The organism is Micrococcus sp. 093350064-1 (assembly GCF_053627955.1).
The window spans coordinates 109065-122961 of record NZ_JBSEYU010000005.1; the positions used below are offsets into that span (position 1 = coordinate 109065).

At 74.4% G+C, this 13897-nt stretch carries 13 protein-coding genes; 6 read left to right on the top strand and 7 right to left on the bottom strand.

Annotation, left to right across the window (positions count from 1 at the left end):
* Window positions 1-3: 3 nt before the first annotated feature.
* The 3 genes from ACUW6W_RS07195 to ACUW6W_RS07205 are packed head-to-tail and all read right to left on the bottom strand — an operon-like array spanning window position 4 to window position 3376.
* A complete protein-coding gene (locus tag ACUW6W_RS07195; protein ID WP_233569949.1) occupies window positions 4-1596 on the bottom strand; it encodes an LCP family protein in 1593 nt (530 codons plus the stop codon).
* A 20-nt stretch (window positions 1597-1616) separates the two neighbouring features.
* Window positions 1617-2174: a 5-(carboxyamino)imidazole ribonucleotide mutase gene (gene purE / locus ACUW6W_RS07200; RefSeq protein WP_002854497.1), complete on the bottom strand. Its 558-nt coding sequence runs from the start codon at window positions 2172-2174 to the stop codon at window positions 1617-1619.
* A complete protein-coding gene (locus ACUW6W_RS07205; RefSeq protein ID WP_123244308.1) occupies window positions 2171-3376 on the bottom strand; it encodes a 5-(carboxyamino)imidazole ribonucleotide synthase in 1206 nt (401 codons plus the stop codon). The genes purE and ACUW6W_RS07205 overlap by 4 nt, the downstream gene beginning before the upstream one ends.
* Before the next feature lie 162 nt (window positions 3377-3538).
* Here ACUW6W_RS07205 and ACUW6W_RS07210 point away from each other — a divergent pair, with 162 nt between their 5' ends.
* Entirely contained in the window at window positions 3539-4099 is a 561-nt protein-coding gene (locus tag ACUW6W_RS07210; RefSeq protein WP_041104993.1) for a GtrA family protein, read from the top strand.
* 27 nt (window positions 4100-4126) lie between these two features.
* On the opposite strand, the gene ACUW6W_RS07215 is transcribed toward ACUW6W_RS07210, so the two are convergent.
* The gene (locus ACUW6W_RS07215; protein ID WP_123244309.1) at window positions 4127-4750 is read right to left on the bottom strand and encodes a hypothetical protein; all 624 of its coding nucleotides are present in this window, start codon (window positions 4748-4750) and stop codon (window positions 4127-4129) included.
* Between the two features lie 171 nt (window positions 4751-4921).
* Here ACUW6W_RS07215 and ACUW6W_RS07220 point away from each other — a divergent pair, with 171 nt between their 5' ends.
* Window positions 4922-5443 carry a WhiB family transcriptional regulator gene (locus ACUW6W_RS07220; protein ID WP_115165317.1) on the top strand — a complete coding sequence of 174 codons (522 nt, stop codon included), beginning with the start codon at window positions 4922-4924 and terminating at the stop codon, window positions 5441-5443.
* 55 nt (window positions 5444-5498) lie between these two features.
* On the opposite strand, the gene ACUW6W_RS07225 is transcribed toward ACUW6W_RS07220, so the two are convergent.
* Window positions 5499-6044, bottom strand: coding sequence for a hypothetical protein (locus ACUW6W_RS07225; RefSeq protein ID WP_225348318.1), 546 nt, complete (start codon window positions 6042-6044; stop codon window positions 5499-5501).
* Window positions 6045-6106: 62 nt separating this feature from the next.
* Between ACUW6W_RS07225 and ACUW6W_RS07230 the strand changes: the two genes are divergently transcribed.
* From ACUW6W_RS07230 to ACUW6W_RS07240, 3 genes are read left to right on the top strand one after another with little or no spacing between them, the layout of a single operon-like run.
* Window positions 6107-6409, top strand: a complete 303-nt coding sequence (locus tag ACUW6W_RS07230; RefSeq protein WP_020628239.1) for a DUF3499 family protein — start codon at window positions 6107-6109, stop codon at window positions 6407-6409.
* A gap of 45 nt (window positions 6410-6454) precedes the next feature.
* Entirely contained in the window at window positions 6455-8014 is a 1560-nt protein-coding gene (gene ahcY, locus ACUW6W_RS07235) for an adenosylhomocysteinase (protein ID WP_371506591.1), read from the top strand.
* A gap of 47 nt (window positions 8015-8061) precedes the next feature.
* A complete protein-coding gene (locus ACUW6W_RS07240; RefSeq protein ID WP_454180056.1) occupies window positions 8062-9282 on the top strand; it encodes a TIGR01906 family membrane protein in 1221 nt (406 codons plus the stop codon).
* Window positions 9283-9357: 75 nt separating this feature from the next.
* Here ACUW6W_RS07240 and ACUW6W_RS07245 read toward each other — a convergent pair whose 3' ends face one another.
* Both ACUW6W_RS07245 and ACUW6W_RS07250 read right to left on the bottom strand, forming a co-directional pair.
* On the bottom strand, window positions 9358-11196 hold the full coding sequence (locus tag ACUW6W_RS07245; protein WP_454180058.1) for an AMP-dependent synthetase/ligase: 1839 nt from the start codon (window positions 11194-11196) through the stop codon (window positions 9358-9360).
* A 68-nt stretch (window positions 11197-11264) separates the two neighbouring features.
* Complete coding sequence (locus ACUW6W_RS07250) at window positions 11265-12878, bottom strand: dolichyl-phosphate-mannose--protein mannosyltransferase (protein WP_454180060.1); 1614 nt, start codon at window positions 12876-12878, stop codon at window positions 11265-11267.
* Between the two features lie 96 nt (window positions 12879-12974).
* Between ACUW6W_RS07250 and rsmI the strand changes: the two genes are divergently transcribed.
* The gene (gene rsmI, locus ACUW6W_RS07255) at window positions 12975-13832 is read left to right on the top strand and encodes a 16S rRNA (cytidine(1402)-2'-O)-methyltransferase (protein WP_095347423.1); all 858 of its coding nucleotides are present in this window, start codon (window positions 12975-12977) and stop codon (window positions 13830-13832) included.
* Window positions 13833-13897: the final 65 nt, after the last annotated feature.

A 13897-nucleotide genomic window follows, 5' to 3' on the forward strand; every position in this document is an offset into this window, starting at 1 on the left:
GCCTCACGGGGCGGGGACGCACAGCCCGTTCGTCGAGGACGCGTGGTTCAGCACGTCCTCCTGGCCCAGGTCCTCGGCCGTCATCAGGTCCTCGGCGGTGAAGGGCTCGCCGTCGGAGCGGGTCGGCGGGGCCGGCCACGTGGCCGGGTCGTCCTCGTCGACGTCGGGGGCCTGCGTCTCCTGCGCGACGACGGCCAGCACGGTGAGCAGCGGCGTCGCCGAGACCCCGGTCGGCTCCGATCCGGCGGTCACGGACTCATCGGCCAGCATCTCGTCCACGCGGCGGTGGACGAGGTCGTAGTCGGGGTAGGTGGTGAAGTGGGTGCCCGTGTCGCCGAAGTCGGGCGGGCCGATGGTCAGCCGCCGCATCTTCTGGCCGCGCGAGCGCTCGGCGAGGTCGACGAACGTGCCGAGCTGGGACTGCGGCAGGTCGGTGGTCACGATCTGCTGGCCCGCCGCGAGGATCCCCTCGAAGCGGGTGAGCACGGTGGCGGGGCTGAACTGCTCCAGCATCGCCGCCTGCAGGCACTGCTGCCGGCGGATGCGGGCGTAGTCGGTGGACCAGTGCCGGGAGCGGGCGAAGGCGAGCGCGTCGTCGCCGTTGAAGTGGTGGGTGCCCGGCTCCCACCAGATGTTGCCCCAGACGCCGTCGGGCCGGACGCCGCGGTGCACCACGTAGCCGCCGCTGACGACGTCCACCCCGCCCATGGCGTCGATCAGCTGGGCGAAGCCGCCCATGTCCATGAGGGCGTAGCCGGAGACGTCCAGGCCGAGGATGCCGCCGGCGGCGTCCTTCATGGCCTCGGCGCCGGGGTGTTCGGCGTCCGGGTAGAGGTCTGCGTGGTGCTCCTCCACGTCCGTGTAGAGGGCGTTGAGGATGCACTCGTCGCCGCAGTCGAAGCCGTTCGGGTACACGTCCCACAGCGGGGAGCCCTCGACGAACGGCGCGTTCTGGAGGTTGCGGGGCAGGGAGAACATCACGATGGCGCCGGTGCGGGCGTCCACGGAGACCACGTGCATGGAGTCCGGGCGCAGCCCCTGGCGGCCCTCGCCGGCGTCCGCGCCCAGGACCAGGATGTTGTAGCGGCCCTCGGCCTCCGGGACGGCCGGCCCCTCCTGGAAGACCTCGCCGAGCGCCCCGCGGCTCGTGTTCGCCGCCCAGCCGCCGTAGAGCAGGGCGCCGCTGGTGAGCACGAGCGCGAGCGCGGTGACCGCCGCCGTGATCTTCCGCGCGCCGGGGGCGAGCAGGTGCGGCCGGATCAGCCGGAACGTGTCCACCCACAGCACCGCCCAGCCCACCGCCAACGCCGCCAGGACCACCGCCAGCCCGAGCAGCACGCCGTCCCGGGCCATGAGCGAGATCAGGCTCGCGCGGGAGACCAGCCACCACAGCAGCCCGAGGATCAGCACGGCCCACACGGTGACGGTGACCCGCAGCGCCACGCGGCCGAGCCGGCGGCTGCCGGCGACGAGCTGGGCGCCGCCGGGGACCAGCAGGGTCAGGGCGGTGAGGATCAGCGCCCGGCGGGTGCGCTCGGTGGGGGAGGCGACGCGTGGATCTCGGAGCGGGTCGGGCTGCGCGTGACCGGCGGGCACGGATCCGGTGGCGGGCGACATCAGCGGTCGGCGGCCATCCGCTCGCGCAGGCGGGCCCCCTTGGCCCGGGCCTGGGCGTTGAGCTCGTCGGCGTGCTCGGCGAGGGCGGCGCGCAGGCGGTCGCCCTCCGCGGTGTCGGCCGAGGCGAGGATGCGGGCGGCCAGCAGGCCGGCGTTGCGGGCGCCGTCGATGGAGACGGTGGCCACCGGCACACCGGCGGGCATCTGGACGATCGAGAGCAGGGAGTCCATCCCGTCCAGGCTCTTGAGCTTCACGGGCACGCCGATCACGGGCAGGGGGGTGACGGCGGCGAGCATCCCGGGCAGGTGCGCCGCGCCGCCCGCGCCCGCCACGATCACGCGGATGCCGCGCTCGTGCGCGCGGGCGCCGAACTCCACCATCTCGTGGGGCATGCGGTGCGCGGAGACCACGCCGACCTCGACGGGCACGTCGAGCTCGCGCAGGGCCTCGGCGGCCGCGCTCATCACGGGCCAGTCGGAGTCGGAGCCCATCACGACGGAGACGACCGGGGCGTCGTCCTGCAGGGGCTGGGCGGGGGTCTGGGGCGTGGCGGTCATGGGCGGGCCTCCGTCTCGGTGCCGGTGGTGGGGGCGTCGTCGCGCAGCAGTGCGGCGGCGGACTCGGCGGTCCGCACGGCCTCCTCGAGGCTGAGGCCGTGGTCCGCGACGACGTTGACGTGACCGACCTTGCGGCCCGGGCGCACGTCCTTGCCGTAGAGGTGGACCTTGGCCTGCGGGTGGGCGGCGAGGGCCGCGACGCTGCCGGCGTGCAGGTCCTCGCGGGCGCCGCCGAGGACGTTCTTCATCACGACGCCGGCCCCGCGGGGGGCCGTCTCGCCCAGCGGCAGGCCGAGCACGGCGCGGACGTGCTGCTCGAACTGGCCGGTGACGGCGCCGTCCATGGACCAGTGGCCGGAGTTGTGGGGGCGCATGGCCAGCTCGTTCACCTGGAAGCCCGGGCCGACCCCCGGCGTCTCGAACAGCTCGACCGCGAGCATGCCGGTGACGTCCAGCTCCTCGGCGAGGCGGACGGCCGCGGCGGTCGCGGCCGCGGCGACGGCCGGGTCGAGGTCCTGGGCCGGGGCGACCACGAGGTCACACACGCCGGCCACCTGCACCGAGTCGACCACGGGGTAGACGGCCACCTCACCGGAGGGGGTGCGCGCCACCTGCGCGGAGAGCTCACGGGAGAAGGGGACGAGGGCCTCGGCCAGCAGCGGGGCGATGCCGGCGCCGAGCCACGCGGCCAGGGTGCCGTCCGCGGCGGAGGCGCGGGCGTCGTCGGGGTCGTCGAGCTTGAGCACGCCCTTGCCGTCGTAGCCGCCGCGGGCGGTCTTGAGGATCATGGGCCAGCCGTGCTCGTCGCCGAAGGCGAGGACGGCCTCGAGGTCGTCGACCGGCGCCCACGCCGGGTTCGGCAGGCCCAGCCGCTCGACGGCGGCGCGCATGACCAGCTTGTCCTGGGCGTGCTGCAGCGCCTCGGGGCCGGGGCGCACGGCGACGCCGGCCTCCTGCAGGGCCCGCAGGTGCTCGGTGGGCACGTGCTCGTGGTCGAAGGTGACCACGTCCACCGTGGCCGCGAACGCACGCAGGTCCGCCAGGTCCGCGTGGTCGCCGACCACGTGGGGGGCGACCTGGGCCGCTGACGCGTCCGGGGCCTCCGCGAGCACGCGGAAGGGCACGCCGAGCTCCGCGGCGGCGCCCGCCATCATGCGGGCCAGCTGCCCGCCACCGATCACACCGAGTCGAGGGGAAGTCACCCGGACAGGGTAGTCGGACCGGCTGAGAACTCCGTCACGGAGGGGTGGCCGATGCCGGATCCGAGGAGGGCGCGCGCCGGGGGCGCGGCTACAGTGTTCCCCAGCCCTGCGCGGGTCCGCCCCGCGTGCACACCCCCGTCCCGAACCGAGGAGTCCACGCCCATGCTGTCCGATCTCTGGGGCCGCCTGACCGGGATGGTCTCCCTGCTGTGGCGGGAGGTGGCCAAGTTCGGCACCGTCGGTGCGGCCGCGTTCGTGGTGGACTCGCTCGTCTTCTGGTGGATGATGACCGGCCCGCTCGAGGGGTCCAACGTCAAGGCCAAGATCGTGGGCGGCGTCGTCGCCACCCTGTTCAGCTGGGTCGCCAACCGCTACTGGACGTTCCGGGACAAGCGCTCCTCCAACAAGACGCGCGAGCTCGTGATGTTCCTGATCATGAACGCGATCGGGCTGGGCATCCAGGCCGGCTGCGTGGCGATCGCGCAGTACCTGATGGGCGTGACCGACCCGACCGGCCTGTTCATCGCCGGCAACGTGATCGGCCTGTTCTTCGGCACCGTGTTCCGCTACTTCGCCTACCGGTTCTGGGTGTTCAAGGAGAAGCTGGACGTGGAGCCCGGCTTCGCCAACGACCTCGCGATCATCACCGGTCAGATGCCCGTGCTGCGCGAGGACCAGCTGCCTCCGCACGGCCGGCACCGTACCCCCGACGCCGGGGTCTGAGCGTCCCGGCCTGACCCCGCCGCCCCGTCAGGGGCGCACGGTCACCGCCCGGCCCGCGTCCCACGCCTCCAGCGCGGCCCGCACTCCCGCCCACGTCAGGCGGGGGCGCGGGCCGTCGTCGTCCGGGGCGACGTCGGCCCCGGCCGGGATCGACGCGGGCCGCACGTGATCCACGGGGCCGGGCAGGGCATCCGGCTGGGCGCGGATCTCGGCGGCCACGTCCATGACGGCCGGATCGGCGGCCGGGCCGTCGAACTCGGGCTCGAGGCCGCGCGGCAGGGCGACGGCGAACACGGTCACGGACGGGTCCGGCCACGCCTCGGGCCGGTCCGTGAGGACGGCGGCGGGGGAGTCGCCCTCGAGGGCGGGCTCGGCCTCGGCGCAGAGCACGCCGAGGGCGAGGGCGTGGGAGAGCCAGTGGACGGGCAGGTCCAGGGCGACGGCGTCGCCCGCGCCGACGCCCTCGGCGCCGAGCAGGCCCGCGAACTTGGCGGCCCAGTTCACGGTCACGCGGCCCGAGAGCTCGATGCGCTGGTCCACCGCGCCGGGCTCGTCCGGAGCCCCCGGCTCCTGGACGAGCGCGGGCCGCGGGGAGGAGGCGAGGCGGAGCACGAGGGGGCCGGTGGACCGGGGTGCGGAGAGGGAGACCATGGGCCCAGTGTGGCACCCGCTCGGTTTGACTCGGCATGAATCACACCGATGTAATGAACCCGGGCCAACGGTCCCGCCAGGAGGGGCCCGCCGGCTTGCCCGGCACCCGCACGGACCGCATGGTCACCCGGCCCACAGCCGCCACGTCGATCCCGGGAAGAGGCGTCACACATGGAGCAGACCCAGCGAGTCGAGGACGCGCACCGCGCCGATCCCGCGCCGGCGCCTCGTCCGCGGAGCGTCCCCAGCGACTGGTTCCTCGACCCCGCCGACCCGCAGGCAGGCGTGTCCGGCGCGAGCCTCGAGGATCAGGCGACCGCCTTCCTCACCGCCCACGACCTCGACGGCGAGACCGGCACCCCGACCGCCACCGTCACCGCCCTCTTCCCCGGTGACGCGCGTCCGGTCGAGGCCGTGCCCGTCTCCGCCGACTGGGCCGCCATCCCGGGCGTGACCACCGAGCCCGTCGAGGGCGAGCTGGCCTGGCAGGCGGACGCCCTGTGCGCGCAGACGGACCCCGAGGCGTTCTTCCCGGAGAAGGGCGGCTCCACGCGGGACGCCAAGCGCGTGTGCGAGGCCTGCACCGTCAAGGACGCGTGCCTGGAGTACGCCATGGCGAACGACGAGCGCTTCGGCATCTGGGGCGGGCTCTCCGAGCGCGAGCGTCGCCGCCTGCGCCGCGCCCGCGCCTGACGCACGGCGCCCGTCCACCGGGTGCGGTGCCCGGCGCGGACCGCCCGGTCCGGGCTCAGCCGCGGCCCCAGCTGGGGTCGAGCACCTGCGGGTCCACGCCCAACGCGTCGGCGCAACGGCTCAGCGCCACCCCGTAGACGGCCCCCTCGAGGTCGGCCGGGTCGGCCGCGTCCCGCAGCGGCCGCTCGAACAGGGTGATCAGCACCCCGTCCCGGCCCTGCCGCTCGGCCCGCGCGAACAGCGCCTCCTCATCCCGTTCCCGGCCGGCGTGCAGCTCGCGCAGTCGCTCGTCGAGCCGGTCCGGGATGCGCTCCACCCGCGCGGTCACGTGCCGCAGCCCGGGCGCGTCCAGGGAGCCCAGCCGGTCCACCGCCTTCTCGACGGCGGTCAGCAGCGCCTCGCCCCGGCCCCGCTCCGAGCGCGCACCGAACGGGCGCGGATGCCGCAGCCCTCGGCCACGGCGGTCCCGTCCGCCGCGCCCCGTGGGGGAGGAGACGCCGGCCTCGGCCGGGCCGCCCTCGACACCCGGCTCGGCCCCCGCGGCGTCGCCCGCCCGGAACGGCAGGGGGTCGAGGGGATCGGAGGAGGCGGACGCGGTCATGCGCGCCATGGTAGGCCACCGCTCCGGGCCGTCCGCCGAGTAGGGTGGCGGGCGTGGGACCCATGCGACGCTGCAGCAAGACCGGATGCCAGAGCCCTGCCCTGGCCACGCTGACGTACAACTATGCGGACTCGCAGGTGGTCATCGGGCCCCTGTCGCGCCGGGCGGAGCCGCACACGTACGACCTCTGCGGCGAGCACGCTCGGCGCACCACGGCCCCGCGCGGCTGGGAGGTGCTGCGGCTGGAGCTGCCCGAGCACTACGAGGCCGTCGACGCGGACGGCGGCGTGCGCACGGTCCCCACCCGGCCCATGGCCGTCCCGCCGGCCCGCCCCGGGCTGCGCGTGGTGCGTGACGGGGACTGACGCGGCGCGTCTCGTGCCGTCCGGGGCCTCGCTAGGCTGGAGGGCATGACTGAGACCTCCGCAGAGTTCCGCACCCCCGACGTCGACCCGGCCTTCGCCAACCGCACCACCGTGCCCGGTGCCTCGTTCGACTTCACGGTCCGGGACCTGTCCCTGGCCGAGGCGGGCCGCCACCAGATCCGCCTGGCCGAGCACGAGATGCCGGGGCTGATGTCCCTGCGCGAGGAGTACGGGGAGGCCCAGCCGCTCAAGGGCGCCCGCATCGCCGGCTCCCTGCACATGACCGTGCAGACCGCCGTGCTCATCGAGACCCTCATCGCCCTCGGCGCCGAGGTCCGGTGGGCCTCCTGCAACATCTTCTCCACGCAGGACGAGGCCGCCGCCGCCGTCGTCGTGGGCTCGGGCACCCCCGAGGACCCGCAGGGCGTGCCGGTGTTCGCCTGGAAGAACGAGTCCCTCGAGGACTACTGGTGGACCGCCTCGCAGATCCTCACCTGGCCGGGCGCGGACGAGGATCCGGAGCGCGGCCCCAACATGATCCTGGACGACGGCGGCGACGCCACCCTGCTGGTGCACAAGGGCGTCGAGTTCGAGGCCGCGGGCGCCGTGCCCAGCGCCACCGAGGACGACCCCGAGGAGTACCGGATCATCCTCGAGACGCTGCGCCGCTCGCTGGCCCGCGACCCGCAGCACTGGACCCGCACCGCCGGCACCCTACGCGGCGTCTCCGAGGAGACCACCACGGGCGTGCTGCGCCTCTACCAGCTGGCGCAGGAGGGCCGCCTGCTCTTCCCGGCGATCAACGTGAACGACGCCGTGACCAAGTCCAAGTTCGACAACAAGTACGGCATCCGCCACTCCCTGCCGGACGGCATCATGCGCGCCACGGACGTGCTGATCGGCGGCAAGGTCGCCGTGGTCTGCGGCTACGGCGACGTCGGCAAGGGCGCCGCCGAGGCCCTGCGCGGCCAGGGTGCCCGCGTGATCGTCACGGAGATCGACCCGATCTGCGCGCTGCAGGCCGCGATGGACGGCTACCAGGTGGCCCGCCTCGAGGACGTGGTGGGCGAGGGCGACATCTTCGTCACCACCACCGGCGGCAAGGACATCATCATGGCCGAGCACATGGCCGCCATGAAGGACAAGGCCATCGTGGGCAACGTCGGCCACTTCGACAACGAGATCGACATGGCCGGCCTGGCCCGCATCCCCGGCGTCGTGAAGACGGAGATCAAGCCGCAGGTCCACGAGTGGACCCTGGACGGCGGCACGGAGGCCGAGCGCAGCATCATCGTGCTCTCCGAGGGTCGCCTGCTGAACCTCGGCAACGCCACCGGCCACCCCTCGTTCGTGATGAGCGCGTCCTTCACCAACCAGGTGATGGCCCAGATCGAGCTCTACGGCGGCTCCACGGGCACCGGCGCCCTGACCGGCGAGCACTACGAGAAGCGCGTCTACACGCTGCCCAAGGTGCTGGACGAGAAGGTCGCCCGCCTGCACCTGGACGCCCTCGGCGTCGGGCTGACCGAGCTGACCAAGGCCCAGGCCGAGTACCTCGGCGTGGACGTGGCCGGCCCCTACAAGGCCGACCACTACCGCTACTGATCCCCGGCGCCCGCGGGCGGACGGACCCACTCGAGAGAGGCACGAGCATGGCTTCCCATCAGGCCGGCCGCGGGCGCGACGAGCGCGCCGGGGCGGAGGACTTCGAATCCGGGCTGGACTACGGCGCGTTCGTCGAGGACGACGCCGCCGACGATCCGAACCGCACCCAGGCGCTGCCCGCCATGGGTCGGGACGACGACGGCGGCGCCCAGCACACCTCGGCGCTCAGCCCCGAGGACCTCGCCGCGCTGCGCGGCGGGGACGCGGCGGCCGCGGACCGACGCGACGCCGGCCGCCCGGTCGCGGACGCCGACCGCGACATCGTCGCCTCCCGGGCCGTGCCCGAGGGCGGCCGGCGGCCGTTGCCCGGCGCCGACGAGCTCGGCCCGCTGAGCGCCGCCGTCGGGGCCCGCCCGGCGGGGTCGAGCACGGCCGCCCCGGTCGACCGCTACCCCGAGGACGGCACCGCCGCCCCCGTGGCGCAGGCGGCGGCCCTGCAGGGCCCCACGCCGGAGGAGCGCGCGCGCCTGCCCAAGGCGGGTCCGCGCCTGGCGCAGGTGCTGCTGGCGGTCCTCGCCCCGCTCGCCCTGCTGCTGGCCGCTGTCCGCCTCGTGGCGAGCCCGGTGTTCCTGTGGCTGGAGTACCACCGGCCCGGGTTCCCCGCGGACCGGTTCGGCTTCACCCTCGCCGACCGCATGCACTACGGCTCCGCCGGGCTGGACTACGTGACCAACCTGGCCGGGCCTCGGTACCTCAGCAGCCTCACACACCAGGGCGCACCCCTGTTCACCGAGGTCGAGGTCGACCACATGACGGATGTGAAGACCGTGCTGTGGATCGCCACTGCGGCGCTCGTGGTGCTCGTGGTGGTGTGCGCCCTGCTCATCGCGTCCCTGCTGCGCACCAGCCCCGGCGGGGTGCGCCGCGGCCTGTTCGCCGGCGCCGTGTGGCTGCCGCTCGCGGTGATCGCGCTCGCGGTCCTGGCGGTGCTGGGCTGGGAGACGTTCTTCGCCGGGTTCCACTCGATGTTCTTCGCGGACGGCACGTGGACGTTCTCCGTGCGGGACGCCCTCATCCGCCTCTACCCCGAGCAGTTCTGGGTGGACGCGGCCGTGGTGGTCGGGCTGGTGACCCTGCTGGCGTGCCTCGTGACGCTCGTGCTCACGTGGCCCACGCGCCGCCGTCGTGAGCTGAGCGCGGACCGCCGCGAGCAGCTGCTGCGCACCCGCCTACGGTGGGCCCGGGAGGACGACGCCGTGGTGCGCTGACCGCCGCCGGATGGCACCGGGAACGGGCCGGGAGGACGAGGCGTCCTCCCGGCCTGTCGTCGTCCGGGGGCGGGGTCAGCGGCGGTAGAGGGCCTCGACGTCCTCGGCGTGGTCCTCGATCACCTGGGCCCGCTTGAGCTTCTGGGACTGGGTGACGTGCCCGGAGTCCTCGGTGAACGGGTGGTCCAGGACGCGGAAGCGGCGGATGGACTCGGCACGGGAGACGCCCGCGTTGACCTGGTCCACCGCCTCCTGGATCGAGGCCAGCACGGTGGGGTCCGTCGCGGCCTCGGCCGGAGTGAGGCTGAGCTCGCGGTCCAGGGCCCACTGGGTGAAGGCCTCGGTGTCCAGGGTGATGAGGGCGCCCACGAACGGGCGGTTCTCGCCGACCACCACGACGTGCTCGATGAGCCGGTGCTGGCGCAGCGCCTCCTCCATGGGCGTGGGGTACACGTTCTTGCCGCCGGCGGTGATGATCACGTCCTTCTTGCGGCCGGTGATCCGCAGGAAGCCGTGCTCGTCCAGCGCACCGATGTCCCCGGTGCGGAAGAAGTCGTCCTCCATCGCCTCCGCCGACGCCTTCGGCATGCCGTGGTAGCCGTCGAACACCACGGGGCCGCGGATGAGGATCTCGCCGTCCTCGGCGATCTTCACCGTCACCCCGGCCACGGGCAGGCCCACGGTGCCCACGCGGTGCGCGCCGGGGATGTTCACGGTGGCCGGCGCGGTGGTCTCCGTGAGGCCGTAGCCCTCCACGATCGGGATGCCGGCGCCGCGGAAGAAGTGCACCAGCTCCGGGGAGAGGGCGGACGCGCCGGACACGCACGAGATCACCTCGCCGCCGAGGGCCTCCCGGATCTTGCGGTAGACCAGCCGGTCGAACAGCGCGCGCCGGGCGCGCAGCAGGGCCGAAGGCCCGGGGCCGTCCCCGAACTCGGCCTCGTCCACGGCCGTGGACCACTCGATGGCGGTGCGCTTGGCGGCCGCGTAGATCGGCCCGGTGCCGCCCTTCTGGGCCTTGGCCTCGATACCGGCCTCGACCTTCTCGAACACGCGCGGCACGGCCAGCAGCCACGTGGGGTGGAAGGAGGCGAGGTCGCCGAGCAGCGTGGCCGGGGAACCGGAGTGGGCCACCTGGATGCGGGCGTACAGGCAGATGACCTGGACGGCGTGGGCGAGCACGTGGGCCAGCGGGAGGAAGAGCAGGGTGCGCGACGTCGTCGTCTCCGGGGACCACTGGACCACCTCGCGCGCGAAGTGCAGCACGTTGATGGCCGCGCCCACGAAGTTGCCGTGCGTGATCACGGCGCCCTTCGGGCGGCCGGTGGTGCCGGAGGTGTAGACGATCGAGGCGGGGCTGGCGAGGGTCGCCAGGGAGCGGGCGTGCTCGACCGCGTCGTCCGACACGAACGCGCCGGCCTCGGCCAGCTCCGCCAGCCCCGCGTCCGTCAGCGGGAACGTCGCCACGTCCACGCCCGCGTGCCCGGCGGCCTCGGCGACGCGCTCGCCGAGCTCCTCACTGCCGACGGCGACCACCCGTAGCCCCGAGTCCGTGACGATGTGCTCCACCTGGTGGGCCGAGGAGGTCTCGTAGATCGGCACGGAGACGGCGCCGGCGAACCACACGGCCTGGTCGAGGACGGCCCACGCGTAGGAGGTGGGGGAGAACAGGCCCACCCGGTCCCCGGGCTGGACGCCGCGGGCGATGAGGCCGGCCGCCACGGCGCGCACCTGGGTGAGGAACGCGGTGAAGTGGACGTCCACCCAGCCGCCCGCGCCGTTGCGCACGGCGTACACGGGGGCGTCCGGCCGGTTGGCACAGGAGGTGACGATCAGGTCCGTGATGTTGGAGTCCGCCGGCGGCATGCCGACGAGCTCGGTGGCGGACTCATGGACGGGGCTCTGGTTCTGCACGGTCCGAGCGTATCCATTTCCGGGCGTGCGGCGCGCGGTCGGGCACGCCCGCGCCCGGGACGCGACCGTCAGATCCAGCTGCTGAACCACATCCGCCAGCGCCACTGGTCGTACGGGATCACGTCGCCGATCCAGACGGGCAGGAAGAACAGGGACACGGCGACGGCGATCGTCACGTACGCCAGCACCAGAGCCGAGCCCCAGCGGGGCCCGGGCCGGCGACCCGGCCGCAGCAGCAGCGAGAGCGCCAGGGCGATCATCATCACGAGGAAGGGCTCGTAGGCGATCGTGTAGAAGAAGAACATGGTCCGCTCGGGCCACAGGAACCACACCAGCTGCCCGGCCGCGTAGGCGCCGAGCAGGGCGCCGGCCCGCCAGTCCCGGTGGCGCACCAGCAGCCACACGCACACGAGGACGGCGGCCAGGCCCGTCCACCACACGAACGGGTTGGCGATGTCCGTGATGGCCGCCGAGCACGCGCCCGCGGCGTCCGCCGGGCAGATCCCCTCGCCGGGCTCTGCGCCCTCGTAGTAGTAGCTCACGGGCCGGCCCATGAACGGCCAGGTCCACGGGTTGGCGGCGTAGTCGTGGGGGCTGGTGAGGCCCTGGTGGAAGGTCGTGGACTCCACGTGGTAGTGCCACAGGGAGCGCAGCGGGCCGGGGACCAGCCCGGCGAGCAGGCCCTCCGGCGGGTTGTCCCGGTGCCAGTCCCGGTAGTAGCCGCCCTCCGTGACGAACCAGCCGGTCCACGAGGCCAGGTAGGCGACCAGGCCGCCGCCCACCACGACCACGAACGCGTACAGGCCGTCCTTCTCGACGCCGGCCCACGCCCAGCGCCGCACCCCGGCGGTCCGGCGCGCGGACATGTCCCACAGGACCGTGAGCAGGCCGAAGGCCGCCATGAACGCCAGCCCGGAGAGCTTCACGGCGCAGCCGGCGCCCAGCAGCACGCCCGCCAGCAGTCGCCACGGGCGCCAGCCGAGCCACGGCCCGCTGGCCAGGGCGTCGCGTCCCCGCCGGGCGACGTCGTGGGCGAGTCGCGCCGCGAGCAGCCGCCGCCCGTGGACGCGGTCCGCCAAGAGCGCGGCGAAGGCCGCGAGCACGAAGAACGAGAGGAAGATGTCCAGCAGCCCGATGCGGGACATCACCAGGTGGTGGCCCTCCACGGCCAGCAGCAGCCCGGCGACCGCGCCCAGGGACACCGAGCGCAGCAGGTGCTGCGTGGCGAGGGCGACCAGCAGGACGGACAGCGTGCCGGCCACCGCGGCGCTGAACCGCCAGCCCACCCCGTTGTCCGGGCCGAACGCGAGCATGCCCAGGCCGATCAGCCACTTGCCCAGCGGCGGGTGCACCACGTAGGCGGCCCCCTCGAGCGGCTCTGCCTCGCCGCGCGCGAACGCGTCGTTGACGTCCTCGTCCCACCGCCGCTCGTAGCCGGACTCCAGGAGGGAGTAGGCGTCCTTGGGGTAGTAGGTCTCGTCGAAGATCAGCTGGTCCGGGTGGGCCAGGTTCGTGAACCGCAGGACGCCGGCGATCGCCGTGACCAGCAGCGGCAGGATCCAGTGCCACCGCGTCAGGGGTGCCGCACTGACCCCGAGGCGGGCGCGCAGGGCGGCGACGCCGAAGGGGCCGTCGTCGGCCGCGACGGCGGCGGGGCGGGGGGCGAGGGCGGTGGCGGGCACGGGCTCCATGCTAGGCGGCGGGGTGGACGGCGAGACGTGCACGGTGACCGGGGCCGTAGGCTCGGGGCAGCCGTCCGTCCGTCGAAAGGTCGTCCCATGCCCGAGGGCCGCATCGTCCTGGCCGCCACCCCCATCGGCAACCTCGGGGACGCGTCCGCGCGCCTGCGTGAGCTGCTGGCGGAGGCGGACGTGATCGCCGCCGAGGACACCCGGACCGCGCGGCGCCTGTGCGCCGGACTGGGCGTCACCCCGGCGGGCAGGGTGGTGGCCCATCACGAGCACAACGAGGCGGCCTCGACCCAGGGGCTGCTGGACCAGGTGCGGGGCGGTGCCACGGTGGCGGTGGTCTCGGACGCGGGCATGCCCACGGTCTCGGACCCGGGGTACCGGCTCGTGGCGGCCGCGGTGTCCGCAGGGCTGCCCGTGACGTGTGCGCCCGGCCCCTCCGCCGTGACCACCGCGCTCGCCCTCTCCGGCCTGCCGACGGACCGGTTCGCCTTCGACGGCTTCGTCCCCCGCAAGGACGGGGAACGACGGCGATGGCTCACCTCCCTGCTGACCGAGGCCCGCACCGTGGTCGCCTTCGAGTCGCCGCAGCGTCTGGCGGACGCGCTGGCCGTCGTCGTGGAGGTCCTCGGTGCGGAGCGGCCGGTGTGCGTGGCCCGCGAGCTCACCAAGCTGCACGAGGAGGTGGTGCGCGGCACCGCGGCCGAGGTGCATGCCTGGGCTGCGGAGCGGCACGCGGGGGAGGGGATCCGCGGGGAGATCGTGCTGGTGATCGGGCCGGCCGCGCCCGGCGCTGAGGGCGAGGCGTCCGAGGCGGACGCCGTCGCCGAGGTGGCGGTGCTCGTGGAGTCCGGCACCCGGCTCAAGGAGGCCGTGGCCGCGGTGGCCGGAGCCCACGGGATGCGGAGCCGGGAGCTCTACCAGGCGGTGCTCGCGGCCCGGGGCTGACACGTCCCCGGCTACACAGATGCTCATGCGCGGGGGCGCGGCCCCGGGGCCTGGCTAGGATCAGC

Coding starts and splice junctions, on each gene's coding strand:
- ACUW6W_RS07210 (WP_041104993.1), top strand. CDS start 3,539: ATGCTGTCCGATCTCTGGGGCCGCCTGACCGGGATGGTCTCCCTGCTG.
- ACUW6W_RS07240 (WP_454180056.1), top strand. CDS start 8,062: ATGGCTTCCCATCAGGCCGGCCGCGGGCGCGACGAGCGCGCCGGGGCG.
- ACUW6W_RS07215 (WP_123244309.1), bottom strand. CDS start 4,750: ATGGTCTCCCTCTCCGCACCCCGGTCCACCGGCCCCCTCGTGCTCCGC.
- ACUW6W_RS07225 (WP_225348318.1), bottom strand. CDS start 6,044: ATGACCGCGTCCGCCTCCTCCGATCCCCTCGACCCCCTGCCGTTCCGG.
- ACUW6W_RS07220 (WP_115165317.1), top strand. CDS start 4,922: ATGGAGCAGACCCAGCGAGTCGAGGACGCGCACCGCGCCGATCCCGCG.
- ACUW6W_RS07230 (WP_020628239.1), top strand. CDS start 6,107: ATGCGACGCTGCAGCAAGACCGGATGCCAGAGCCCTGCCCTGGCCACG.
- purE (WP_002854497.1), bottom strand. CDS start 2,174: ATGACCGCCACGCCCCAGACCCCCGCCCAGCCCCTGCAGGACGACGCC.
- rsmI (WP_095347423.1), top strand. CDS start 12,975: ATGCCCGAGGGCCGCATCGTCCTGGCCGCCACCCCCATCGGCAACCTC.
- ahcY (WP_371506591.1), top strand. CDS start 6,455: ATGACTGAGACCTCCGCAGAGTTCCGCACCCCCGACGTCGACCCGGCC.